Here is a 22,148-nt window from a genome sequence, read left to right as displayed (position 1 = left end):
GCGCGCAGGGCCGCCTCCAGGGCCGGCCGGCGGGTGTCCGGCCGGGCCGGCTGGGCGCCCCGGCCGACCAGTCCCGGCTGGCCATGGCGCTGGCCCGGCTCGCCGCGACCGCTCCCGAACGGCTCGCCACCCGCGCGGAGCTCCCGATCGCCGAGGCCCTCGCGACCCGCGGCTTCCCGCCCCGGACGATCGACGGTTTCGTACGGCCCCTGCTGGCCGCCCTGCTCGCGGACCCGGCCCTGCGGACCTCCAGCCGCTGTGCCGATCTGGCCCTGCACGCCTTCGCGACGGGCCGGTTGTGCCTGCCGGAGGGCGGCGCCGACACCCTCCCGGAACTGCTCGCCGCGGCCCTGCCGCCGGGCACCGTCCGTACCGGGGTCAGGGCCACCGCGATCAGCACGACCTCGGTGACGACGGCCGACCACGGTGAACTCCCCTGCCGCGCCGTGGTCCTGGCCACGGACGCCCGGTCCGCGGCCGAGCTGCTGCCGGGGCTGCGCGTACCGGACTTCCACCCGGTGACCGTGCTGCACCACGCCACCGACGAACTCCCGCCCGGCGAGGGAGCGCTGCTCCTCGACGCGGACCGCGGCGGGCCCGTCTCGCACACGGCGGTCATCAGCCAGGTCGACCCGACCCGGGCCCCGGCGGGCCGCGCCCTCATCACCTCCACGGTGCTCGGCACGCCGCCGGACGCGGCCCATCTGGACGCCACGGTCCGCGCCCAACTGGCCCGGCTGTACCGCACGTCCACGGCCCGGTGGGAGCTGCTGGCGGTCCATCACGAGCCCGAGGCCGTGCCCGCGATGCCCGCGCCGCACGACCTGCGGCGCCCGGTGCGGCTGCTGGCCGGTCTGTACGTCTGCGGAGACCACCGCGACACCAGCACCGTCCAGGGCGCCCTGCACTCGGCCCGCCGGGCCGCCCACGCCGTCCTCACGGACCTGGACGCCCACCCGACCCCCATGGAGGAGGCCCTCGAGACGGCCGCCTGACCGAGGCACGGCGAGGGGCGCCCGGATGGTCTCCGGGCGCCCCTGAGCGTGCGGCACACGGCCGCCGCGCACCCCCTATCCCAGGGCGGCCACCTTGTCCCGGTAGCCCCTCACCGGGGCGGCGTCCCGGTACGGCTCCAGACGGCGCTCGAAGTCGCGGATGTACTCCACGGCGCGCACCGAGCGCATCTCCGCGGCCTGCCCGGCGGCCTCCGCGCCCAACTGGCAGGCCTGGTCCAGCTCGCCGAGCCCGAGGCGGGCGGAGGCGAGCACCACCCGGCAGAACAGGCGGCTGCGGGCGAAGGCGGGCGCCCTCAGCTGCAGCGACCGCTCCGCGTGCTGGGCGGCGGCGCGGTACTGCTGGAGGTCGCGGTGGCTGTGCCCGAACTCGTCGGCGAGCTGGGCCTCGTCGAAGAAGCGCGCCCAGTAGGGGACCTCGTCGCCGGGGCGGGCGGCCTCCAGGGCCCGTTCGGCGCGGACCAGCGCGGCCGTGGAGGCCCGTACCTCACCGAGGACCGCGTGCCCGCGGGCCTCGACGGCGTGCAGCAGCGACTGCACGACCGGCGGCACGGCGGACCCGACGCCCTGCTGGGCGACGCGCGCGAGCTGCACGGCCTCCCGTCCGTGCCCCAGGTAGACCGCCTGACGGCTCATCGTGATGAGGACGTACGCCCCGTACGCCCGGTCGCCCGCCGCCTGCGCCAGGCGCAGCGCCTGCACGAAGTACCGCTGGGCGAGCCCGTGGGCGCCGATGTCGTACGAGGTCCAGCCGGCGAGCCGGGTGAGGTCGGCGGCGGCCGCGAAGAGCCGTCGGCCGACCTGTTCGCCGTAGGCGCCACGCAGCATCGGCTCGGCCTCGTGCTCCAGATAGCGCACGAGGGCCTGGCGGGCGTGGCCGCCGCCGTAGGCGTTGTCGAGGGCGCGGAAGAGTTCGCCGACCGAGCGCAGGGCGGCGATGTCCCCGGAGGTGACCTTCTGGCCGGGGCCGCGCTCGGTCTGGCTGCGCTGCCGGGGGACGGCCGGGCGGCCCTGCGGGGGGACGCGGGTGGCGGCCGGGTCGCCCCGGCCCACCCGGTCGTCGGCGCGGCCGATCAGCCAGTCCCGGCTGGGGACGACGAGTCCGGCCGGAGTGAAGGCGATCTTCCGCAGTTCGGCGTGGCTGCCGGAGTCCTTGCGCCACAGACCGCTGACGATGTCGATGGCCTCCTCGGGGGTCGCGGCGAACTCCAGCCCCGCGTACACGGGGGCGCAGGCGTCGAGACCGAGGTCCTGTGCGGTGAGCCTGCGGCCGAGGCGGCGGGTGAACACCTCGGCGATGAGCGCGGGCGTGGTGCCCCTCGGCTGCTGGCCTCGCAGCCAGCGGGTGACCGACGTCTTGTCGTATCTGAGATCGAGGCCGTGCTCGAGACCGAGCTGGTCCACACGACGCGCTAGTCCCGCGTTGGAGAACCCCGCTTCTGCGATGAGGGCGGCGAGCTGGCGGTTGGGGGTGCGCTGCGCGGGTCGTTCCGTCATCTGCGGTGCGGTCTCCTGCCTTCCGGGTGTCGGCGCGGTGCCCGGATTGCCTGGTGAGAAGCCTTTGCGGCCTTGTGAACGGCGTGAATGTAGCGGAGAGTGAACACCCGATCGCACACTTCCGCGTCGGTTCATCCGATCGTGTGAGGATTGACCGCATGGCTGACGGGGCGGGGGCGCGGCGTACGCCGGCGGTCGCTGCCGTGCGCCGGTGGGACGGCCGTCGAACATCGCGCGGTCCTACGGTCGTACAGTGGCGTGGGCGCGTCACGCGCCTGACAGAGCTATCGCGGTACCGCCGCACGGCCGTACCGCCGAGGGAGGCGCTTGCCGTGAGTGGGTTGCGGTTCGTCCGCATGGGGTTCGGCACGGAGGCCGTCGAGTACCAGGAGGCCTGGGACGAGCAGCGCCGGGTGCACGCGGCGCGCTTCGTCGACGAGGTCCCCGACACCGTGCTGCTCCTGGAGCACCCGCCCGTCTACACGGCCGGCCGGCGCACGGCCGACAACGAGCGCCCCTTGGACGGCACGCCCGTCATCGACGTGGACCGCGGCGGCAAGATCACCTGGCACGGGCCGGGCCAGCTCGTCGGGTACCCGATCCAGAAGCTGCCGCGCCCGGTGGACGTCGTGGCCCATGTGCGCCGCCTGGAGGAGGCCCTGATCCGCACGTGCGCCGAGTTCGGCGTGGAGACGACGCGGGTGGAGGGCCGCAGCGGGGTGTGGGTGCTGGGCGACCCCGTCGAGCAGAGGCTCGGCGGCCTCTCCCTGGACCTCGACCCCCGGATGCACGACGACGAGTTCGACCCCCGGCTGAACGGTCCCGAGTACGCACCCTCCAACGCGGGGCAGCGGCGCGAGGACCGCAAGATCGCGGCGATCGGGATCCGGGTGGCGAAGGGCGTGACGATGCACGGCTTCGCTCTGAACGTGAACCCCGACAACCGCTGGTTCGACCGGATCATCCCCTGCGGGATCCGCGACGCGGGCGTCGCGTCCCTCGCGACGGAGCTGGGCCGCGACATCACGATCGCCGAGGTCCTCCCCGTCGCCGAGAGGCACCTGCGCGACGTACTGGAGAACGCGGACCTCCGGCCGAGGGTCGTGGAACGCGCCTCGGCGTGAGGTCCCGGCGGGCCGGGGGCCCGCCGCCCGGGGAATGCGGCCCGAGAGCCGAAGGTTGCCCACCTCGGGGAGCGACAACAGCACGGGCGTACCCTGGGGTGCGCCGAAGAATCGAAGCTACAGGGAGCCGATGTGTCCGCAGTCTCACCCGACGGACGCAAGATGCTGCGCCTGGAGGTCCGCAACAGCCAGACCCCCATCGAGCGCAAGCCCGAGTGGATCAAGACCCGGGCGAAAATGGGTCCCGAGTACACCGCGATGCAGAAGCTCGTGAAGAGCGAGGGCCTGCACACGGTCTGCCAGGAAGCCGGCTGTCCCAACATCTACGAGTGCTGGGAGGACCGCGAGGCGACCTTCCTCATCGGCGGCGACCAGTGCACCCGCCGCTGCGACTTCTGCCAGATCGACACCGGCAAGCCCGAGGCGCTCGACCGTGACGAGCCCCGCCGCGTCGGCGAGTCCGTGGTCACCATGGACCTGAACTACGCCACCATCACCGGCGTCGCCCGCGACGACCTCCCCGACGGCGGCGCCTGGCTGTACGCGGAGACGGTCCGCCAGATCCACCAGCAGACCGCCGGCCGCGAGGGCGGCCACACCAAGGTCGAGCTGCTCGCCCCGGACTTCAACGCCGTACCGGAGCTGCTCCAGGAGGTCTTCGCCTCCCGCCCCGAGGTCTTCGCGCACAACGTCGAGACCGTCCCCCGCATCTTCAAGCGCATCCGCCCCGGCTTCCGCTACGAGCGCTCCCTGAAGGTCATCACCGAGGCCCGCGACTACGGCCTGGTCACCAAGTCCAACCTGATCCTCGGCATGGGCGAGACCCGCGAGGAGATCAGCGAGGCGCTCAAGCAGCTGCACGACGCGGGCTGCGAGCTGGTGACCATCACCCAGTACCTGCGGCCGAGCGTCCGGCACCACCCGGTGGAGCGCTGGGTCAAGCCGCACGAGTTCGTGGAGCTGAAGGAGGAGGCCGAGGAGATCGGCTTCTCCGGTGTGATGTCCGGCCCGCTGGTCCGCTCCTCGTACCGCGCCGGCCGGCTGTACCAGATGGCGGTCGAGAAGCGCGGCGCCTACGTCGCGTCGCAGGCCGTCTGACCGTCCCCCCGCGGCCCCGAGGGCTCGGCTCCGAGCCCCCGGAGGCCGTCCCCCGGCGGCGATGCGCCGACACGCCGTACGGCCAGTCGAGTGGCACGGAGTGCCAGGCAAACGTGTGAATCTGAGCACAAGAACCTACTGGCCAGTAATGGCCAATAGCCCGCGGCCCTGACCGTTCTCCCAGATGGGGGCACTGTCAGGGCCGCGTCGACGTTTGAGTGCCGCCAATCCAGGCTTCATGGGCGTTTGACCGGTCGGTCACGCCCTGGTAACACCAATCAGTGACCCTGGTTTCACGCCCGGTACAGACCCAGCCCGCTCACCCGATCCCTAGGGGGGACCTCATCATGCAGGCCGCACCCGTCCGCGCCACGGCGATCCCGTCGTTCACCGATGCACTCCGTGCCGTCGAGTCGCTGCTCCTCAGCAGCGGCCAGCGCACCGCCCGCCGCAACGCCTGGACCTCCGTCCTGGAGGACCGACGCCGCGCCAAGGACCGCGTCGAGACCGAGCGCGTCCTCGAGGCCGCCGTCTCCTCGCGCACCTCGTGACGCACCACGGCTGACGCACCACCCCGGCCACCCACGGCCCCGTGAGCGGGGTACGAGCCGACCGCCCGAAGGCTCGACCGCGATCCGCACCGCGACCGCTCAGGCGCCGCACAGCGACCGCCGCTCAGGTGCCGCACCGTGGCCGTCGAGGCCACACCGTGGCCGCTCAGGCACGACCCCGCACCACCGAGGCACCCGCCGCCGCCCGGCGCCGCTCCCCCCGCGTCGTCGCCGGTCACCGGACCCCACCGGCACCGCCGTCGTCCTCGCTTCCCCGGACACGTAGACTTCGTGCCATGGCGAGGAAGGAACCCGCAGCGGACGCTGCGAACCCCGGGCGACTCAAGCAGATCGCTCTGACGTACAAGATGACCCGCAGGGCCGACAAGAAGATCGGTCTTGTACTCGCGGCTGTCGGAATCATCACCTTCGGTGTCTTCCTCGCGATCGGTTTCTTGATCGGCCACCCCATCTATCTCGGCATCCTGGGCCTCCTGCTCGCCTTCCTCGCGACGGCGATCGTCTTCGGACGGCGGGCCGAGCGGGCCGCGTTCGGGCAGATGGAGGGCCAGCCGGGTGCCGCCGCGGCGGTGCTGGACAACGTGGGCCGAGGCTGGACGACCACCCCGGCGGTCGCGATGAACCGCAACCAGGACGTGGTCCACCGGGCCGTCGGCAAGGCCGGCATCGTCCTGGTCGCCGAGGGCAACCCGAACCGGGTGAAGAGCCTGCTGGCCGCCGAGAAGAAGAAGATGGCCCGGATCGTGGTGGACGTGCCGGTGCACGACCTGATCGTGGGCACCGGCGAGGGCCAGGTCGAGCTGAAGAAGCTCCGCACGACCATGCTGAAGCTGCCCCGCGTCCTGTCCGGCCCCCAGGTGACCGCCACCAACGACCGGCTCCGCGCCATGGGCGACCTGATGAGCAACATGCCCCTCCCCAAGGGCCCGATGCCCAAGGGCATGCGCATGCCGCGCGGCGGGAAGATGCGCTGACCTCCCCCGGCTGACACCACTCTCCTCGTACGACGAAGGGGGCGCCCGGAAACTCCGGGCGCCCCCTTCTCGTGCGTAGCGGGCGTTCTCGTGCGCGGCGGTGCTAGATCCGCACCTCCACCGTCCGCGCCAGGCGGTCGTGGAGGCCGCGGCCGTCGCGGTCCCAGACGAGGGCGGGGATGGCGAGGCAGAGCAGGACGCTGCGGACGAGGGCGCGCCAGGGGTTCACCGTGCCGGTGTCCTGGGCGATCACCCGGAGGCCGAGGAGGCGCTTGCCGGGGGTGAAGCCCACCGTGCCCAGGGTGAGGGCGTGGAGCAGGAAGAAGATGAGCAGGGCCCAGTTGCTGGTGGCCTGGTCGTAGCCGTCGGTGATCAGGCCGTATGCGATCAAGAGGCACAGCCCCCAGTCGACGGCCAGCGCTCCGAGACGGCGGCCCGGGCGGGCGATGGAGCCCGGCCCCTGCTCCGGCAGACCGAGCTGCTCACCCCGGTATCCGAAGTCGACACCCGCGTCCTCGGCGGCCGCGCGGGGGCCGGAGAGCCACGATCCGATTGCTTGCCTCTTGTCCACCCGAACACCGTACTGCGCCTGTTCTGCCATTCGGACAGGTGGGGTCACGTACGGGATGTCCGGTTAACTTGTGCGAAACAAATGGGTCACGTACGAGAAATCACCCGTCCCTAGGGTCGAGAGCAGCGTGTGCCACCGCACTGGCCGCACGAACGAACTACCACCCCGGCGGGATGGTCGGGAGTAGGAGGAGCTGGATGTTCCAGAACGCCGACGAGGCCAAGAAGTTCATCGCGGACGAGGACGTCAAGTTCATCGACGTCCGCTTCTGCGACCTGCCGGGCGTGATGCAGCACTTCACGATCCCGGCCGAGGCCTTCGACCCGGCCGAGGAGCTGGCCTTCGACGGCTCCTCGATCCGCGGCTTCCAGGCCATCCACGAGTCCGACATGGCGCTCCGCGCCGACCTGTCCACCGCGCGCGTCGACCCGTTCCGCCGCGACAAGACGGTCAACGTCAACTTCTTCATCCACGACCCGATCACGGGCGAGCAGTACTCCCGTGACCCGCGCAACGTGGCGAAGAAGGCCGAGGCGTACCTCGCGTCCACCGGCATCGCCGACACCGCGTACTTCGGCCCCGAGGCCGAGTTCTACGTGTTCGACAGCGTGCGCTTCAAGACCTCGGAGAACGAGTCCTTCTACCACATCGACTCCGAGGCGGGCGCCTGGAACACCGGTGCGCTGGAGGACAACCGCGGTTACAAGGTCCGCTACAAGGGCGGTTACTTCCCGACCCCGCCGGTCGACCACTTCGCCGACCTGCGTGCGGAGATCTCGCTGGAGCTGGCCAAGTCCGGTCTCCAGGTCGAGCGCCAGCACCACGAGGTGGGCACCGCCGGCCAGGCCGAGATCAACTACAAGTTCAACACGCTGCTCGCCGCGGCCGACGACCTCCAGCTCTTCAAGTACATCGTGAAGAACGTGGCCTGGCGCAACGGCAAGACCGCGACCTTCATGCCGAAGCCGATCTTCGGTGACAACGGCTCGGGCATGCACGTCCACCAGTCGCTGTGGTCGGGCGGTTCCCCGCTCTTCTACGACGAGGCCGGTTACGCGGGCCTGTCGGACACCGCCCGCTACTACATCGGCGGCATCCTCAAGCACGCCCCGTCGCTGCTGGCCTTCACCAACCCGACGGTGAACTCGTACCACCGTCTGGTGCCGGGCTTCGAGGCCCCGGTCAACCTGGTGTACTCGCAGCGCAACCGCTCCGCGGCCATGCGTATCCCGATCACGGGTTCGAACCCGAAGGCCAAGCGTGTCGAGTTCCGCGCGCCCGACTCCTCCGGCAACCCGTACCTGGCCTTCTCGGCCCTGCTGCTCGCGGGCCTCGACGGCATCAAGAACAAGATCGAGCCGGCCGAGCCGATCGACAAGGACCTCTACGAGCTCGCCCCCGAGGAGCACGCGGGCGTCCCGCAGGTCCCGACCTCCCTCCCGGCCGTCCTCGACTCCCTCGAGCGCGACCACGAGTTCCTCCTCCAGGGCGACGTCTTCACGCCGGACCTGATCGAGACGTGGATCGACTACAAGCGCGCCAACGAGATCGCGCCGCTCCAGCTGCGTCCGCACCCGCACGAGTTCGAGCTGTACTTCGACGTGTGATATCGCCCCAGGTCAGAGCGGGTTTCCGCTTCCCTGGGCCCTCTGTGGGCCGTCGGCCGTGCTCTTCCTGCGTGGAAGGGCACGGCCGACGGCCTTTTGCGCTCAGGGTCCGGGAGACACTCCCTTGCCGAACGCTGAGTCGATGGCCCGGCGCGCCCGGTCCCTGCTGTTCGGCATGAGGTGTGTGTACGTCCGCAGCGTGAACCCTGGGTCGGAGTGACCGAGGTACTCGGCCAGGGCCTTGATGTTCTCTCCCGAGTCCAGCAGGACCGACGCGTAGTAGTGCCGCAAGGCGTGCATGCCGTGCTCACGCGACGGTTTGAACCGCTCCCCCGGCGCCCGCTCCGGGATGACGCCGCCAGCGATCAGGGCGGGCTTCCACAGGTACATGTTGAAGTAGTTCCTGTTCAGTGCCTTACGCTCTCGCGAGTAGAACAGCAATTTTGCTGTGACCGGCGGGCCGTCCGGGGTCTTCCACGGCAGAGTGACGTCGATAGGGGGTCGACGGGTGACGTGCGTGGCGAGAGCATCCGACACCACCTCGGGCAGCGGCACGTCGCGCAGCTTGCCGCCCTTGGGCGGGGCGAACACCATCTGCGGACCGACCAGCTTGACCTGGCGCGCGATGTGCAGCGCTCCCCCGTCGAAGTCGACTTCATCGACGGCCAGCCCGAAGATCTCGCCCTGTCGCAGGCCGCACCCGGCACCGAGGTCCACTGTTGTTGCGTACTGCTCCGGGAGCCCGCCGCGAACAGCCACCACTCGATCATGCGACCACGGCTTGATTTTCCGAGGATCGAGCTTGGGTGCACGAACGGAACCCGCGCGGCAGGGATTACGGGAGATGATGCCGTCGTCCACAGCCGCGCCGAACACAGCAGAGACGTTTGCGAACACGGTCCGCTGGTAGGACGCTGCCATTCCGGAGTCCATGAGTGCTCGGGCCCACGTGCGGATATGGGTGGGCTGGAATGCGGTCATGGAGCGGGAACCGATGTACGGAAATGCGTGCAGCCGGAACCGCAACTCCATGTTCACGATGGTGGAAGGGTCCGTGGTCTGAGACGCCAGCCACGCCGTGGCGAAGTCTTTGAACGTCACCTTGCCAGCCGACGGGTCGACGTATTGTCCGCGCGTCATGTCCGTCTCGATGGCGCTCAGCCACTTCTCGGCAAGTCGCTTCTTGCCGTCGGGGAAGCTTTTGGACTTCTCGGTGCCGTCGGGGCCGATGTACCTGGCGCGGTAGCGCAGGCCGCTGCCGTGGCGGTCGCTCTTGACGCGGGCGGTCTTGCCGTCGGGATTGGTCGCGGTCTTGAACCAGCGGTCTTGGATGTGGCCTGCCATGTGGCGGCGGTCCTCTCAACACGCAGCAGGGAGAGCCGCTGGGTAGCGGCTCTCCCTGCTGTCTGCGGTGGGGTGTCGGTCTACTAGGCGGCGTTTGGGTCGGAGCGCTTGCGTTCGGCGACATGGGCGAGCACGTCGACAGGGTCGTAGCGGATGTACTTGCCGATGCGGAATCCGGGCGGTCCCATGCGCTTCCGGCGCCACTGGTAGACGGTCTCTTTCGGTACCTCGAAGATCACGGCGATGTCGTCGGAGGTGAGGTAGCGGTCCGGCAACCCGCCGCGGAGCGTGGCGCGCGGGTCCGGCTGTTCACGTGCGGTGCTCATGGCATGTCCTCCGTGCGCGGGCGGGGATCCTGTTTCGGGGGCGCGGTGGTCTGTGTTGTCCGAAGCGGGGATTTCTGCGTCATTGCGTCACCTGCGTCAATCAGGCTTCTGACGTGCGGTTTCCGGTGACGCAGCAGGGTGGGCCCTGCGTCACCGATGACACGGGCGATCGTCACGGGGTGACGCTGATGACGCGGGATGACGCGGGATGCACCGTCTGCGTCACCCCCTGTTGCCGCAGGTCAGTGGCCGTCTCTCTAACCCGTGATGACGCAGTGACGCAGATCTTCCCTACTTGGGAAAGAGAAAGGGGTGGTGTCTGTGGTCTTACGTCACCGCTCAGGGCTTGAAGAACGGGCCGCTTCGCGGCGCGACCTGCGCAGGGCGGCTGTCGCCGCCGAACAGCAAGAGGAGCACCCCCGGGCGCGGCGTGCTCCTCTTGCCTGTCCGGGCGTGCGGTCAGAACGCGGTCTGCTGCTCGGGCGGCGGGGGCGGGGCCTGGCGGCTGAGTTCGATGTAGCGGGCGGCGCTGGTGCGGCCCCAGTCGACGAGGACGCCCCGCGCGGCCAGGGTGGGTTGGATGCGCCGCAGCCGGTCAGAGAGAACCTTGCCGGTGGTGGGCCATCCCTTGGGCAGGGGGCGGCATTCCTCGCCGCTGTAGAGGGCGGTCAGGGCGTGCAGCCACTCCGCCGACGTCATCCGCTCTTCCGCGCCCGGGGTGAGTTCGGCGGCGTGCTTGAGGACCGTCTGCGCCAGCAGGTCGCCCTCGATCACGTCGTCGTTGAGGTCGTCCAGGCTGGCCCGGTATGCCTCCAACGTCCCGAAGCCGGTGGCGGTGTCGAGCTGGGCGCACAGGTGGGCGAAGTCGGCCATGCGCAGATCGGTCGGGGTCTCGGCCTGTACCGCGCGGACCTTGACGGTCAGGTCGAGCAGGGAACCGAGGACGACGGGCAGGATCTCGGCGTACTCCGCCCACAGCTCCGCTTCGGTGCGCCGCACTCGGGGACGTTCCAGGCGCAGGGTGAGGAGCCGTTCGGCAAGGTCGGGGCGGATGACGCCGACGTCGATGCCGGTCAGCAGCATCGGGCGGCGGTAGCGGGAGCGGACGACGTCGCCGTCGGTGAACAGCGCGCGCTTGATGCTCTCGGCCCCGGTGATGACGCAGCACATGAGGTCGGACAGGTCCGGGGGCAGGTGAGAGAGGTTGTCCAGGGCGGTGATCCACCCCGCCGCGACCGCCGTGATCATGTTCTCTTCGTCCTTGGGCGCCCTGCGCAGGTCGCCGGTCATGCCCTCGATGATCCGCACGAGCATCCGCCCGCCGGTCGACTTGCCGGCGCCCTGAGGGCCGGTCAGGAACGGGGCCGGGACGGGCACGGACGGCTCCAGGCAGCCGATGAGCCACGCGATGGCCAGGGCCTCGGTCTTGGCGTCGGCGAAGTTGCACAGCCGCATCAGCAGGTCGATGCCCTTGCCGTTGGTGTCCTTGGCGGGCAGGGGGAGTTCCCCGGTGAGCTGGGTGCGCCGCCAGCACACCTCCTCGGGGTCGGGGACGCGGATGTCCCAACCGGTGGGGTGGATGCGGACGGACCGGCCGTCGTCGCGGCCGAGGTCGAGCCAGGTGGCGCCGTCGAATCCGGGGGCCACGCGGATGTGAGTGGGCTGTACCTGCTCGGTGAGTGCGAGTGCCTCGATCAAGTCCAACGCCTCCTTGAGGGCGGTTCCGTTGAAGACGCCGACCCCGTCGCGGAAGAGGCCGACCATGAGTTCCTGGCGGTGGCTGCCGGTCGTGCCCTGGGAGCGGATCGGGCGGGCCACGGGGTGGCCGGTGCGCTGCGCGTACACGGTCCCGTCCACGGTGCGGAAGTACCGGAAGTGGGACTGGGCGTAGTCGGTGATGACCTGCCGGGCGGGGCTCTTCTCGTCGTCGGACACGGTCACAGTCCCAACGTGGTTTGGGCGTTCGCCCACGCGTCCGTGCAGTGCCGGAGCGATTCGCCCTTGGCCTGCGCGGCGGTGAACAGCCGCGCGGTGTGCGCCTCGGTGAGGCAGCCGCACCTGCCATGGGTGGACAGCACGGCGAGGAACGTCCGGTAGACGGTCGCGTGCACCGCGCTGGAAGCCGCGGTGATGCGCTGCTCCGCCATCGCGATCCCCCGGTCGAGGTAGGCGGGCGTGCGGTGAGGGCACTGTCCGCCCCCGGCCAGCACGGGCACGGTGACGGTGGGCGGCGCCGGCCGGACCGTGGCGGGCTTGTCCACGGTCAGCGCGCGCACGGCGTCCGGCAGGTCGGCCATGGTGCCGGTACCGAAGCCGAGCCAGCGGGCGTAGGCCATGGTGGACTTGATGTCCACGCCGGGCCGGACGGCGTTCGCGGACTGCATCCGGCCGAGGTAGAGCCAGTGCTCACCCCGGGTGGTGGGCACGCTCTGTGTGGCGGGCAGGTTCTCGCGGGCCCAGATGATCGCGTCGGCGTTGTCCAGGTCCACGACCGTCAGCCCCGCCCCGCCGGGGTGATAGGCGACCGCGCTCGCCCGCAGCCATGCCCAGCGCCAGATGCCGGAGTTGACGACGTCCGGGTCGGTGGTCGCGGCGGCCCAGCCGTGGCAGGGCCCGGGGCAGACGCACGGTCCGGGGTTCTTCATGTTCGGCCGTCCGCCGCAGACGTTGTCCTGGCAGCGGCGGCAGTTGCCGAACGGGACCTTGCCCACCCGCAGCGGCAGCACGGGGATCCGCGACGCGGCCAGATCGAGGGCGGTACGCAGGTGCTCGCTCACGCGGTGGTGCCCCCGTTCGTCCACAGGCTGAGGAGGCGGGAGCTGTAGTTGTCCATGGCGGCGTTGAAGGCTTCCTGGTCGCCGGTGTCCAACGCGTGCTGGAGGGCGGCGGTCTCGGGGGTGGGGCCGGGGTCCGGGATGCCGTCGAGGTCGCGGTCGAGGGTGTGCAGCAGGGCGCGGGTCAGGTACTGGTCGAGGAACATGCGGTGTTCGATCAGGACCATGGGCGGTCCGGGGGTGATCAGGACCAGGACGGAGCTGCCGTCGGGGAGGGGTTCGGTGCGGACCATGGTCACCCGCTCGGTGCCGTCCGGCACTCGCGGAATACTGGTGTGGTCGGTCATGCTGATTGTCTCCAGTTCCTTGAAAGGTGCTGGCGAGCAAGGGCGACCCCGGTTCTTTGGCGAGATGCGGGGGTCGCCCTTGGCGTAGCTAGAAGGGCGGTTCGTCGCTGTAGCCGTGCGGGCCCCACGGGTCACGGCCGTTGCCGCGACGGCGCAGCCACCGGGGCCGGTGCGGTAGGGGCATCAGGACCATGCGCCATTCGGTCCAGCAGGGGCAGGGCTCCCATTCGGTGCCGGCGTATTCGCCGGTGTGGTCGCCGTAGTCGTGCTCGGTGCCGCCCACGCCGTCGCAGTCGAGGCAGTCCGGACGGGGGGTGTCGGTGAGGATGAGTGCGTTGCGGGGCAGCGCGGTGCGCTGAACACGTAGTCGCATCACAGTGATCTCCCTTTGCGGGTCAGTGCTTGCCGCGGGCGAGCTTGAGGGTGATGCCGCCGATCCCGATGGGCCCGGCGGCACCTGCGATGACGGTGACGGTGTGGGCGGCGGCGTCCAGCAGGAAGCAGAGCGCGGCGACCAGTCCCCAGCCGCCCGCGACCGTCGCGCCGGCAATCGCGAACGGGATGAGCAGGCGCCGCCACGGGACGCCGGGCGGGGTGGTGGTCGGGACGACGATGACGACCGGTTGTCCGGTGGCCTGGGCGCGGTGCCAGTCGTCGGCGGGGATGTGCGGGGCCATCTGGCCGGGCGAAGTGTGCTGGCTCATTTCAGGCTCCCTCGGGGTGTGCCGCGGGCCCGCGCCGAATGGTGGCGCGGGCCCGTGCGGATGGATGCGGTGCTTGTCGCGTTGCTTGTCGTCTCTCTTGTCGTGCGGCTTGTCGCCTTGCTTGTCTTGTCGCTTGTCTTGTCGCTTGTCGCCTCCCAGGTCACAAGCCGTTTCCAGCCCTCAGGGGGGCGGGAGGCGACATGTGTGCGGGCGGGGCGACAAGCGACAAGTGATCAGTCGTGCGGGGGCTGTTCGCGGGCGTGCCGGTGGTGGACGTAGCGGGCTTTGGTGCCCTCTCCGACACGGACCGCGGTGCCGTCGGTGACCCAGTCTTTGAGCCAGCCGACGACTGTCTGACGGGTTGTGCCGTGCTCGTCGGCGAGCGCGCGGGCGATCGCGGATGCTCCGGTGCCTTCGGGGCCGGCGGCGAGCAGGGCGGCGAGCGCGGCGCGCTGTGCGGGGCTGTCCTGCTCGCCGCGCAGCGCGGACAGGTTCAGCCCGCCCGCGGCGGGCGGCGGGGTGGTGCCGGGGGTGTGCGGGTCGCGAGTGGTGCCGAATTCGGCGTCGATCTGCTCGCGGAAGCGGCGGGCGAGTTCGTCCTCCTCCGATCCGGACGGCATCGGCTCGCTCCGCAGCGCGGACAGGTTCAACCCACCCCCGGCCGCCGTGGACACCCCGTCGGCGGCAGTGCCGGCGGCGGGGTCGGCCTGGTCGCGCATCCATGCGGTGCGGCCGGTGTCCCAGCGTCGGGCGTAGGCGGGCCCGGCGGCCTTGGCGGACACGTCATCGAGCACGGGATGGCGGTCGGAGGTGGCGGCGGTGATCTCCCGGATCTGGTTCGGGCGGATCCGCCACCCCTTGAACAGCGCGGCCGGCGACTCGGGCGTGCTCATGAACCCGGCGCCCTTGTGCGGGGCCTGCTCCACGCGCAGCCCGCGAGAGCCGGGGAACATCTTGGACAGGTCCATGCCCTCGGTCTCACCGCCGGTGAGAGCGACGCGCACCTTTGCCTCGCGCCGGATCATCAGGTTGTTCAGGACACTGCCGGTGGCCCCGAGCGCGGTGATGACGGTGCGCACGCCCATGGCTCGGGCGATCCGGATCACTTCGAGGATCTTCTCCCCGAGCTTGCGGATCTGCCGGTCGGGGCTGGCCAGGATCTCCGCGCCCTCGTCGACGACGAGCATGATCTGCGGAATCCGCGGACTGATCGGCAGCAGGTCGGTGTTGGCCTGGGACAGCAGTGCCTGGTAGCCCATCTTGCGCTGTTTGGCCACGTTCACGGCCGCATCGAGCATGGTCATGGCTTCGTCGTAGGTGCCGGCGAGCCAGTCCACGCCCGGGCGTACGGGCTTGCCGTCCTCGCGGGTGATCTCCCCGTTCAGTGCAGGCAGCACCCAGGGCAGGCCGGCCGAACCGGCGTTCAGGTCGATCACCCACGTGAGCATGTCCTCAGCGCGGGCGAACCCCGCGAGGATGCCGTGGACCATGTTCGTCTTGCCCGACCCGGTCGGACCGACGATCAGCGCGCACTGCTCGCGCAGGTAGGCCCGGATCTGTTCCGCGTTGGTGCGGTAGCCCCACGGAATGCCGGTGTGGATCGAGAGCGGGCTGTAGTCGGCCGGATAGTCGCGCTTTTCTTCGAGGACGTTGACGGTGGTCACGTCGATGATGACGCGGCCCTGGTGGATGCCGGGGGAGGCGGTGGCGGTGCAGCCGTGCGGCAGACGGGCATCCGCGGACAGCCGCGGCGACTCTGCGGCGATCTTGTTCCAGGTGGCGCCGCCGGGCGGGAGTTCGGCATCGATGGAGAACCCGGCGCCGGTCTCCCACATCTCCACCCCCAGCACCCGCACGGTGACCGAGCACACCCGCTGGATGCGGTCGGCCCATTCCGCGGCGATCGCCCGGCGCTCCGCGGACAACTCCGCGGCGATCTGCCGCTGCTCCGCCGCGAGTGCCTCCTCTTCGCGGGCCTCCTCGAACAGCGCGGACGAGCGTGCCGCGGCGCCGATGCCGACGCCGATGGTGGCGAGGGAGCCGAGGGCGGCCCAGGTGAGCGGGCCGTGGGTCATGGCCCAGGTGGTCCAGCCTGCTCCGACGAGCCAGGAGGCGGCGCGGGTGGCCAGGGTGCGGCCGGCGTTGCGTACCCGCAGGCCGGCGACGGTGTGACCGAGGGCGCCGGCGGCGCCGACGGCCAGGGCCCAGCCGGGGGGCATGGCGGTGGCGGCGCCGGTGGTGGCGACGGCGAAGGCGCCGGTGGTGGCGGACAGGGCGCCGGTCACGGGTCCGTGACCGGCCGCCCAGTCCAGCACCGGACCACTGCTGACGTGCTGCTTCTTAGTCGTGGCGGTGGTGGTGCTCATCTCAGACGTTCCAGCCCTTCTCAGCCTCGCTGCCGTTGCGGGGGTCCTCGTGACGGGCGATGTCCTGCGCGTGGGCCTGCCGGAACAGCGGGCCCATGTCCTCTGCGACCGCGACGGCGCTCATGACGGCGCCGAAGATGTCGTTGAAGCCGTCCGCGACTTCCTTCTCCAGGGGGAACTCCGAGTCGGAACGCTCCGCGAGGATCTTCATCACGTCGGCCACGAACGTCAGCGCGGTCGGCAGTCCCTCGACCATGGCCAGGATCTCCATGCAGCCGTCCGGCTCGTACGTGTTGGCAGCGGCACACATGTCCATGGCGTGGTCCTCGAACTTGAAACCGGTGTTGATCGACACGTTCTCTCCTTCACTGACCTGGGATGTTGCAGGGGTCGGAACATTCGCGGCCGGCCGCTCGACCTGGTCGGCGATCCCGCCGGTGCCGTCCTCGGCGGCCTCGGCATCAGCGGCGGCTTCCTGCTCGCGCTGCTGCTGGCGGGTGGCTTCGTCCCGCTCGGCGCGCTGCTCGGCTGCTGTTTGGGCCATCCGCCGGTAGAGGCGGCGGCCGGGGTACATCAGCCACGGGATATCGAACTTGCGGCCGATCGGGGTGGTCAGGCAGCCCAGCAGCCCGACCGGGAGGGCGAGCAGCGCGGCGAGCAGGCGGCGGCCGTGGAAGCGGGCGGCGGACCGGCGCAGTACCCGCCGGGCGGCCTTGCGGGCTGGGGCCTTACGGACGCCGGCGCGCTGCGCGGCGATCGTGGCGCCGGTCTTCACGTCCCGCCGGGCACGGGACTTGGCGACAGTGGCGTCCCTCGCGGCCCGTGCCTTCCAGGCGGCACCGCCCATCAGCCGCCCGGCCAGCCCCGGCCGCTTCCCCGAACGGGCTGTGCCGGCAGTGGCTTTGGTGTTGCGGCGGGCGTCGGCGACCGCGCGCCGAGCAGCGGTGGTTTGTGTCCGCTGCCCGGCACGCGAACCAGCCGCAGCCTTCTGCCTGTCCCGCAGCGCCTTGACCTGGCCAGCCTTGCCTGCGGCTTTCCCCGCGCCGCCGGCCGCGCGCTTGGCGGGGCTGTTGCTGGTCTTGCTGCCGGGCTTCCGGCCGGCCGCTGTACCGGTGTGACCGGTGGCGGTGCCGGTGGTGCGGCGGTTGTGGCCGGGAGTCTTGCCCGACCGGCCACCGGAACCACCCGCACGAGAGCCGGTCGAACGGCCCCCGCTGCCACGGGTGCCGGTGCCGCTGGTGTGCAGGCCGGCCTTGCGGGCAGCGGAGCGGCCGGCGGCGCGGGCAGCAGTCCGGCGGGCTTCGCGGCGGGGGTCGGGCTTGCGGGAGCGGGCGGCGGCGAAGGTGCCGAGCACCACCATCCCGGTCGCCGCGACAGCCGCCGCGACCGGCCCGCCCACCAGCGAAGCAGCGGCGACCGTGCCCACGGTGCTGTTCGCGGTGGACAGGGCGAGCGGGACGATGGGCCAGCCGCCGGGCGTATGCTCCACCTCCTTCACCACCGGCGCCACGGCGGGCGGGGTGTCGGGCGGCGGCGGGGGCGGTGCGGCCGGAACAGCCTGAACGGCTACCGGCTCGGTGCTGAGTTCCGTCATGCTGAGAGCACTCCTTTGGGGAGTAGGGCCCGGCCGGTGCTGTAGGAGGCGATTGGCCGGGCCTGTTGAACGGGGGATTCAGGCGGCGCGCTGTTCGTCGTCGGGGAACGCGCACGGCACGCACACCCCCAGCTCGGCGGGGATGACGTAGCCGGCGTCGGTACGGCACTGAGGGCAGGTGCGGCGGGCGGCGTTGGCCTTGCCGAGCGCCGCCCACTTCGCCGGCGTCATGGGCCGCACGGGCTTGGCCCGGTCGATCTCGTAGAGGTAGGCGACCAGCGGCGGGCGGCGGTGGCGGGGGCGTTCGATCTGCGCCACCACGTCCTGACCACCGGGCCGCAGCCCCTTGGCGCGGAGCTGACGGCGGGTGGCCAACCCGTCCGGGGCGAGCCGCCAGACGTAGACCGGTATGGAGCCCATCAGCCGGTCGCGATCGACAGTTCAGCCCCGCCCGCGCCGGGGTCGCGCAGTTCGGCGTAGCGGGCGGAGACCCAGCCGACCGACCAGCCGCACAGATCCGCCGCGCGCCGCACCGCCACACCCTCGGCCACCGCGGCGGCGATGATCCGCCGGGCGTGGTCCTCGGGCAGCTTGGTGTTCACGGGCGGGCCGTCCAGCAGCGCGGCGTGTTCACGGCGTTCACGCGCCACCCGCTCGACACGGGCGGCGTGTTCACGGGCCTCACGCTCGGCAGCCTCACGGGCACGGCGCTCGGTCTCCTCGCGTTCACGGCGTTCACGCTCGGCCCGCTGCTGTTCACGCTCGCGTTCAGCACGTTCACGAGCCTCCCGCTCAGCCTGCTCGCGGGCGGCCTGCTGCTCGCGTTCCTCGCGGCGGGCCCGCTCTTCCCGCTCGGCCTGTTCACGGACCAACCGGGCTTCATGCTCACGCTGTTCACGGGCCATCGCGGCGGCGTGCTCGCGTTCCTCACGGGCCCGCCGTACAGCGGTCTCACGCCGTTCCTCGGCCGCCCGCTCACGGGCCTCCCGTTCCGTGCGCTGCCTGTCTTCCAGCTCAGCGACGGCTGCGCTGATGGCCCTCCGGTAGGCGAGCCCGGTCTCCGCAGTGACGATCAGCAGCAGCGGCGCGACCGCGTGCACGGCCACGCCGACCAGGTCGTTCTTCAGAGCGGAGTCGGCGACGTTCAGGGCGAGGGTCATGCAGCCGGTCATCCACCGCAGCACCACCGGCCACCGCCCGCCGTGCCCGCCGAGACGGGCCAGCACCGCATCGAGCCGCACCACGATCACCACCGCCGCGTCCACCACGAGGGGGAGGATCGGGGCCGTCCAGTCCCATTTGTCGGGGGTGTGGGCGGCGGCGAGGGGGGTGACGGTGAGGATCGAGTACAGCATCGCGCCGGCCACGATCAGCCACGTTCCGACCGACAGAGCGCGCTCGGCTGAACGGATCTGAACGCTGTTCACGCGCTCGCCCCCGTCCATGAGCGCACCCCGATCGCGGCGATCAGGATGACCGGGGAGGACGGGTCGGCGTGGGTCTCGGTGTCCTCGGTCCACTCCCACTGGGCATCCGGGAGCGGCTCGAACCCGAGCGCGGTGAGCGCGTTCACGCGGTCCGTGAACGTAGGCACCGTCGGGCCGAACTCGTACTCCGGCCACCGCTCGGTGGTGTTCATCAGCACCACGTACAGGCGCCACCGGCCCCTGCGCACGGACATCTGCGCCGTGAACAGAGCCTCCATCAGGCCACCGCCGGCGAGACGGCGCCGCCCTGGTTCGCCAGCGTCCGGCGCGCGGCCAGCACCTTGCGGCGGGCCCGGCGGATGCGCTGGTGGTCCACGTCGGTGGGGGTGCGGTCGAGCAGGCTGATGCGGACGTCCAGCAACTCGACCTCCGCGTCGATCAGCGGCGTCTCGACGGCGATGGCGTCCAGCTCCGCGAGCGTCGGTTCGCGGTCGAAGTCGTCGGCGGCGGTAACAACCGCCTGAACAGCACCGATGTGCTTCATGGGTCGTGGTTCCTCTCAGGGTGGTACGGCCCGAACAGCGGCCCCGGTGTTCCAGCACCGGGGCCGCGCACCGTGTGAAGTCGGACGTTCCGGCTCCCCGCGCTCCCGTCCGTACGACCAGCACGTGAAGCGCGGTCGGACGGGCGGGAGAGGCAGCCGGCCACGGCGCCCGAAGCGCCGTGAACCAGAGCGGACCGAGCTACCGCGTGGCGCCGTCGGCCGGTCCGTACCGGCGGCGCTGGATATGTCGTCGGCTCACACCGACCTCCCGCAGATCGCAGGGACACGGCTTTCGCCGGTCTGCCGTTGCGACGGCAGACCGGCCCCGAGCCGGGGGAATCGGGCGCGTCATCGTCACTGCTCTGACGCCAGCAGGGCGGCGCGTACCAGGTGGCGCCCCCAGGGCTGACCTCCCGTGAGGAAGGGATGATCCCGAGGAGCGTTCTCCAGAGCTGGCACGCAGGAAGTGGCCGCCGGCGAACGTCACCCGGTCGCCACGGGGACGGGGACTCACACCCCGTCGATTCGACACTCTGTTGAGTTCTCAAGGCACTGCCACTCCCCGACGAGCGCGGTAACCCCTGGTCAAAGGGACTCCCGTCGCAACGGGACCCGCCGAGCGTGGTTGGAGCAGCCCAAAGAAGGCCCCTCCGTATCGCTTCCGCTTCCGCGGTGGCGATAGACTGACCGTATCGCTATTCGCGAAAGGCAGCAAGGTTGCCGGGAGCTGTATCGCTTACTGTGTAAAGCGGTGAGGTTGGCGGTCGCACAGACTGAGATGGGGACCAAGTGAGCAGCAGCGATTGGGGCAGTAGCTCGGTGCCGTACGTGGTACCCAGGGCGAAGGGTCAGGGTGATGCGTGGCAGGACGAAGCCGCAGCGAAGGGCGGTGTCGGCAGTCAGCGCATCGTCCGGGCTGGCCAGGTGCCCGCGCCCTCGGAGGTGGCGGCACTTCTCTCGATCGGTGACGGAGCTGACGTAGTGGTGCGACAGCGGGTCATCTACTTGGATGACCAGCCGACTGAGCTGACCGATACCTACTATCCGGTGAACGTCGCCCGCGGCACGCCACTGGAAGGGACCGCCAAGATTCGAGGTGGCGCGGTCACGCTCCTTGCCGAATTGGGCTACACCGCCCACCGCGTCCGCGAGGAAGTGTCAGCGCGGATGCCTACCGCGGCAGAACGGCAGGTGCTCGTCCTCACCGACGCCGAACCCGTTCTGTGCATGACCCGGGTGACTCTGGACGCTGACAGTCGGCCCTTCCAGGTTGACACGTCCGTCTTCCCCGCGAGCGGGCAGCGCCTTCGCTACGAATTCGAACCGAGGATCTGACGTGCCCAAGGCAGAGCAAGACGCATACGACCGGCGCCCCCTCCACGAGCGCATCGCAGCCGACCTGCGCGACGAGATCATGTCGGGCGACCTCCAGCCCGAAGCCAGTCTCCCGTCAACGCAGAAGCTCAAGGATCGGTTCGAGGCCTCCAACGCGACCGTGCAGAAGGCCCTCCAGGTCCTGAAAGATGAACGACTCGTCATCGGCCGTGCCGGGGCGAGCGTCACGGTTCGGGAGCACCGACAGGAGACCATCCGGCCAGCCGACACCGGGCAGCCGGCGCCTCCTGGCGAGGAGTACTCGTGGCTCACCGTGGCCAGCAGGAGGGGCAAGCGCGGAAGCATCGAACTGTTGGAGGTCGCGGAAGTGCAGCCGCCGGCGGACGTAGCCGCAGCGCTCGGGTTGAGCGAGGGGGGAACGGCCGTCATGAGGAGTCAAGTCCTCTCATACGACGACGTGCCGGTTGAACTGGTGAAGTCCTACTACCCTGTCGAGCTTGCCCAGGGGACAGTGATGACCGAGAAGCGGAAGATTCGCGGCGGAACCCCCGCCCTGCTCGCTGAGATGGGGTACCCGCCGCGCCACACCGTAGACCGGGTGTCGGCCCGTGTGCCTACCCAGGAGCAATACCAGGCGCTGCAATTGCCCAGCGACCTACCCGTGCTTCGTACGTTCCGCGTGGTCTACAGCGACGGCGAACGTCCGATCGAGGCTACGGTGATGGTCAAGGCAGGGCATCTCTATGAGCTTCAGTACGAGTTCGTCTGACCTAAATCATTTCCCGAGGTGCCCCCCAAGTAGGGAGGCTGTCAGGAGAACGCCAGGTCGGAGGACACGAAAGCCACCCGTCTTCCCTGGCGCTAGCTACTGAGTTACAACCTTCTCTACGGGGTTCAAGGCCCGCGCACGGCGCGGGCCTTGAACCCCGTA

23 protein-coding genes are annotated in these 22,148 nt (G+C 70.7%); 8 read left to right on the top strand and 15 right to left on the bottom strand.

The window, feature by feature from the left end:
• The coding region (locus tag AOK23_RS28295) for an FAD-dependent oxidoreductase (protein ID WP_055715446.1) at nucleotides 1-995 on the top strand (995 nt) is incomplete at its 5' end.
• A gap of 75 nt (nucleotides 996-1,070) precedes the next feature.
• Here AOK23_RS28295 and AOK23_RS28290 read toward each other — a convergent pair.
• Nucleotides 1,071-2,510 (bottom strand): NsdA family TPR-like regulatory protein, encoded by a 1,440-nt coding sequence (locus AOK23_RS28290; RefSeq protein WP_055715445.1) that lies wholly within the window; start codon nucleotides 2,508-2,510, stop codon nucleotides 1,071-1,073.
• A gap of 332 nt (nucleotides 2,511-2,842) precedes the next feature.
• On the opposite strand from AOK23_RS28290, the gene lipB reads away from it, so the two are divergent.
• From lipB to AOK23_RS28270, 4 genes are all read left to right on the top strand, one after another.
• Complete coding sequence (lipB, locus tag AOK23_RS28285; RefSeq protein WP_055715444.1) at nucleotides 2,843-3,634, top strand: lipoyl(octanoyl) transferase LipB; 792 nt, start codon at nucleotides 2,843-2,845, stop codon at nucleotides 3,632-3,634.
• Nucleotides 3,635-3,766: 132 nt separating this feature from the next.
• Nucleotides 3,767-4,732 carry a lipoyl synthase gene (gene lipA / locus AOK23_RS28280; protein ID WP_055715443.1) on the top strand — a complete coding sequence of 322 codons (966 nt, stop codon included), beginning with the start codon at nucleotides 3,767-3,769 and terminating at the stop codon, nucleotides 4,730-4,732.
• 347 nt (nucleotides 4,733-5,079) lie between these two features.
• Nucleotides 5,080-5,283 carry an SCO2195 family GlnR-regulated protein gene (locus tag AOK23_RS28275; protein WP_055715442.1) on the top strand — a complete coding sequence of 68 codons (204 nt, stop codon included), beginning with the start codon at nucleotides 5,080-5,082 and terminating at the stop codon, nucleotides 5,281-5,283.
• 296 nt (nucleotides 5,284-5,579) lie between these two features.
• Complete coding sequence (locus AOK23_RS28270; protein WP_055715441.1) at nucleotides 5,580-6,278, top strand: DUF4191 domain-containing protein; 699 nt, start codon at nucleotides 5,580-5,582, stop codon at nucleotides 6,276-6,278.
• A 103-nt stretch (nucleotides 6,279-6,381) separates the two neighbouring features.
• On the opposite strand, the gene AOK23_RS28265 is transcribed toward AOK23_RS28270, so the two are convergent.
• A complete protein-coding gene (locus AOK23_RS28265) occupies nucleotides 6,382-6,849 on the bottom strand; it encodes an RDD family protein (RefSeq protein ID WP_055715440.1) in 468 nt (155 codons plus the stop codon).
• A gap of 197 nt (nucleotides 6,850-7,046) precedes the next feature.
• Here AOK23_RS28265 and glnA point away from each other — a divergent pair, with 197 nt between their 5' ends.
• A complete protein-coding gene (gene glnA, locus AOK23_RS28260) occupies nucleotides 7,047-8,456 on the top strand; it encodes a type I glutamate--ammonia ligase (protein WP_055514748.1) in 1,410 nt (469 codons plus the stop codon).
• 102 nt (nucleotides 8,457-8,558) lie between these two features.
• Here glnA and AOK23_RS28255 read toward each other — a convergent pair whose 3' ends face one another.
• From AOK23_RS28255 to AOK23_RS28195, 13 genes are all read right to left on the bottom strand, one after another.
• A complete protein-coding gene (locus tag AOK23_RS28255) occupies nucleotides 8,559-9,800 on the bottom strand; it encodes a tyrosine-type recombinase/integrase (protein ID WP_055715439.1) in 1,242 nt (413 codons plus the stop codon).
• An 83-nt stretch (nucleotides 9,801-9,883) separates the two neighbouring features.
• The gene (locus AOK23_RS28250) at nucleotides 9,884-10,126 is read right to left on the bottom strand and encodes a helix-turn-helix domain-containing protein (protein ID WP_055715438.1); all 243 of its coding nucleotides are present in this window, start codon (nucleotides 10,124-10,126) and stop codon (nucleotides 9,884-9,886) included.
• A gap of 459 nt (nucleotides 10,127-10,585) precedes the next feature.
• Nucleotides 10,586-12,061, bottom strand: a complete 1,476-nt coding sequence (locus tag AOK23_RS28245; protein WP_055715450.1) for a hypothetical protein — start codon at nucleotides 12,059-12,061, stop codon at nucleotides 10,586-10,588.
• Nucleotides 12,062-12,063: 2 nt separating this feature from the next.
• Nucleotides 12,064-12,903 (bottom strand): bifunctional DNA primase/polymerase, encoded by an 840-nt coding sequence (locus tag AOK23_RS28240; protein WP_055715449.1) that lies wholly within the window; start codon nucleotides 12,901-12,903, stop codon nucleotides 12,064-12,066.
• The gene (locus tag AOK23_RS28235; RefSeq protein ID WP_240496600.1) at nucleotides 12,900-13,247 is read right to left on the bottom strand and encodes a hypothetical protein; all 348 of its coding nucleotides are present in this window, start codon (nucleotides 13,245-13,247) and stop codon (nucleotides 12,900-12,902) included. Before AOK23_RS28235 ends, AOK23_RS28240 begins: the two co-directional genes overlap by 4 nt.
• A gap of 88 nt (nucleotides 13,248-13,335) precedes the next feature.
• A complete protein-coding gene (locus tag AOK23_RS28230; protein WP_055715437.1) occupies nucleotides 13,336-13,620 on the bottom strand; it encodes a hypothetical protein in 285 nt (94 codons plus the stop codon).
• A gap of 22 nt (nucleotides 13,621-13,642) precedes the next feature.
• Nucleotides 13,643-13,951 (bottom strand): hypothetical protein, encoded by a 309-nt coding sequence (locus tag AOK23_RS28225; RefSeq protein WP_055715436.1) that lies wholly within the window; start codon nucleotides 13,949-13,951, stop codon nucleotides 13,643-13,645.
• 233 nt (nucleotides 13,952-14,184) lie between these two features.
• Nucleotides 14,185-16,317: a hypothetical protein gene (locus tag AOK23_RS28220; RefSeq protein WP_055715435.1), complete on the bottom strand. Its 2,133-nt coding sequence runs from the start codon at nucleotides 16,315-16,317 to the stop codon at nucleotides 14,185-14,187.
• 1 nt (nucleotide 16,318) lies between these two features.
• On the bottom strand, nucleotides 16,319-17,911 hold the full coding sequence (locus AOK23_RS28215; RefSeq protein WP_055715434.1) for a hypothetical protein: 1,593 nt from the start codon (nucleotides 17,909-17,911) through the stop codon (nucleotides 16,319-16,321).
• 78 nt (nucleotides 17,912-17,989) lie between these two features.
• Nucleotides 17,990-18,331: an RRQRL motif-containing zinc-binding protein gene (locus AOK23_RS28210; protein ID WP_055715433.1), complete on the bottom strand. Its 342-nt coding sequence runs from the start codon at nucleotides 18,329-18,331 to the stop codon at nucleotides 17,990-17,992.
• The gene (locus AOK23_RS28205; RefSeq protein WP_055715447.1) at nucleotides 18,331-19,338 is read right to left on the bottom strand and encodes a hypothetical protein; all 1,008 of its coding nucleotides are present in this window, start codon (nucleotides 19,336-19,338) and stop codon (nucleotides 18,331-18,333) included. The genes AOK23_RS28210 and AOK23_RS28205 overlap by 1 nt, the downstream gene beginning before the upstream one ends.
• Nucleotides 19,335-19,616, bottom strand: a complete 282-nt coding sequence (locus AOK23_RS28200) for a DUF6303 family protein (RefSeq protein WP_055715432.1) — start codon at nucleotides 19,614-19,616, stop codon at nucleotides 19,335-19,337. The genes AOK23_RS28205 and AOK23_RS28200 overlap by 4 nt, the downstream gene beginning before the upstream one ends.
• The gene (locus AOK23_RS28195) at nucleotides 19,616-19,882 is read right to left on the bottom strand and encodes a DUF6284 family protein (protein WP_055715431.1); all 267 of its coding nucleotides are present in this window, start codon (nucleotides 19,880-19,882) and stop codon (nucleotides 19,616-19,618) included. Before AOK23_RS28195 ends, AOK23_RS28200 begins: the two co-directional genes overlap by 1 nt.
• Before the next feature lie 789 nt (nucleotides 19,883-20,671).
• Between AOK23_RS28195 and AOK23_RS28190 the strand changes: the two genes are divergently transcribed.
• Both AOK23_RS28190 and AOK23_RS28185 read left to right on the top strand, forming a co-directional pair.
• Entirely contained in the window at nucleotides 20,672-21,217 is a 546-nt protein-coding gene (locus AOK23_RS28190; RefSeq protein WP_055715430.1) for a GntR family transcriptional regulator, read from the top strand.
• Nucleotide 21,218: 1 nt separating this feature from the next.
• Nucleotides 21,219-21,986 (top strand): GntR family transcriptional regulator, encoded by a 768-nt coding sequence (locus AOK23_RS28185; RefSeq protein WP_055715429.1) that lies wholly within the window; start codon nucleotides 21,219-21,221, stop codon nucleotides 21,984-21,986.
• Nucleotides 21,987-22,148: the final 162 nt, after the last annotated feature.

This window comes from Streptomyces torulosus, assembly GCF_001419765.1.
Taxonomy (GTDB): Bacteria; Actinomycetota; Actinomycetes; order Streptomycetales; family Streptomycetaceae; genus Streptomyces; species Streptomyces torulosus.
Note: the sequence above shows the minus strand (reverse complement) of the source record. Positions and strands in the feature narration are given on the sequence as shown.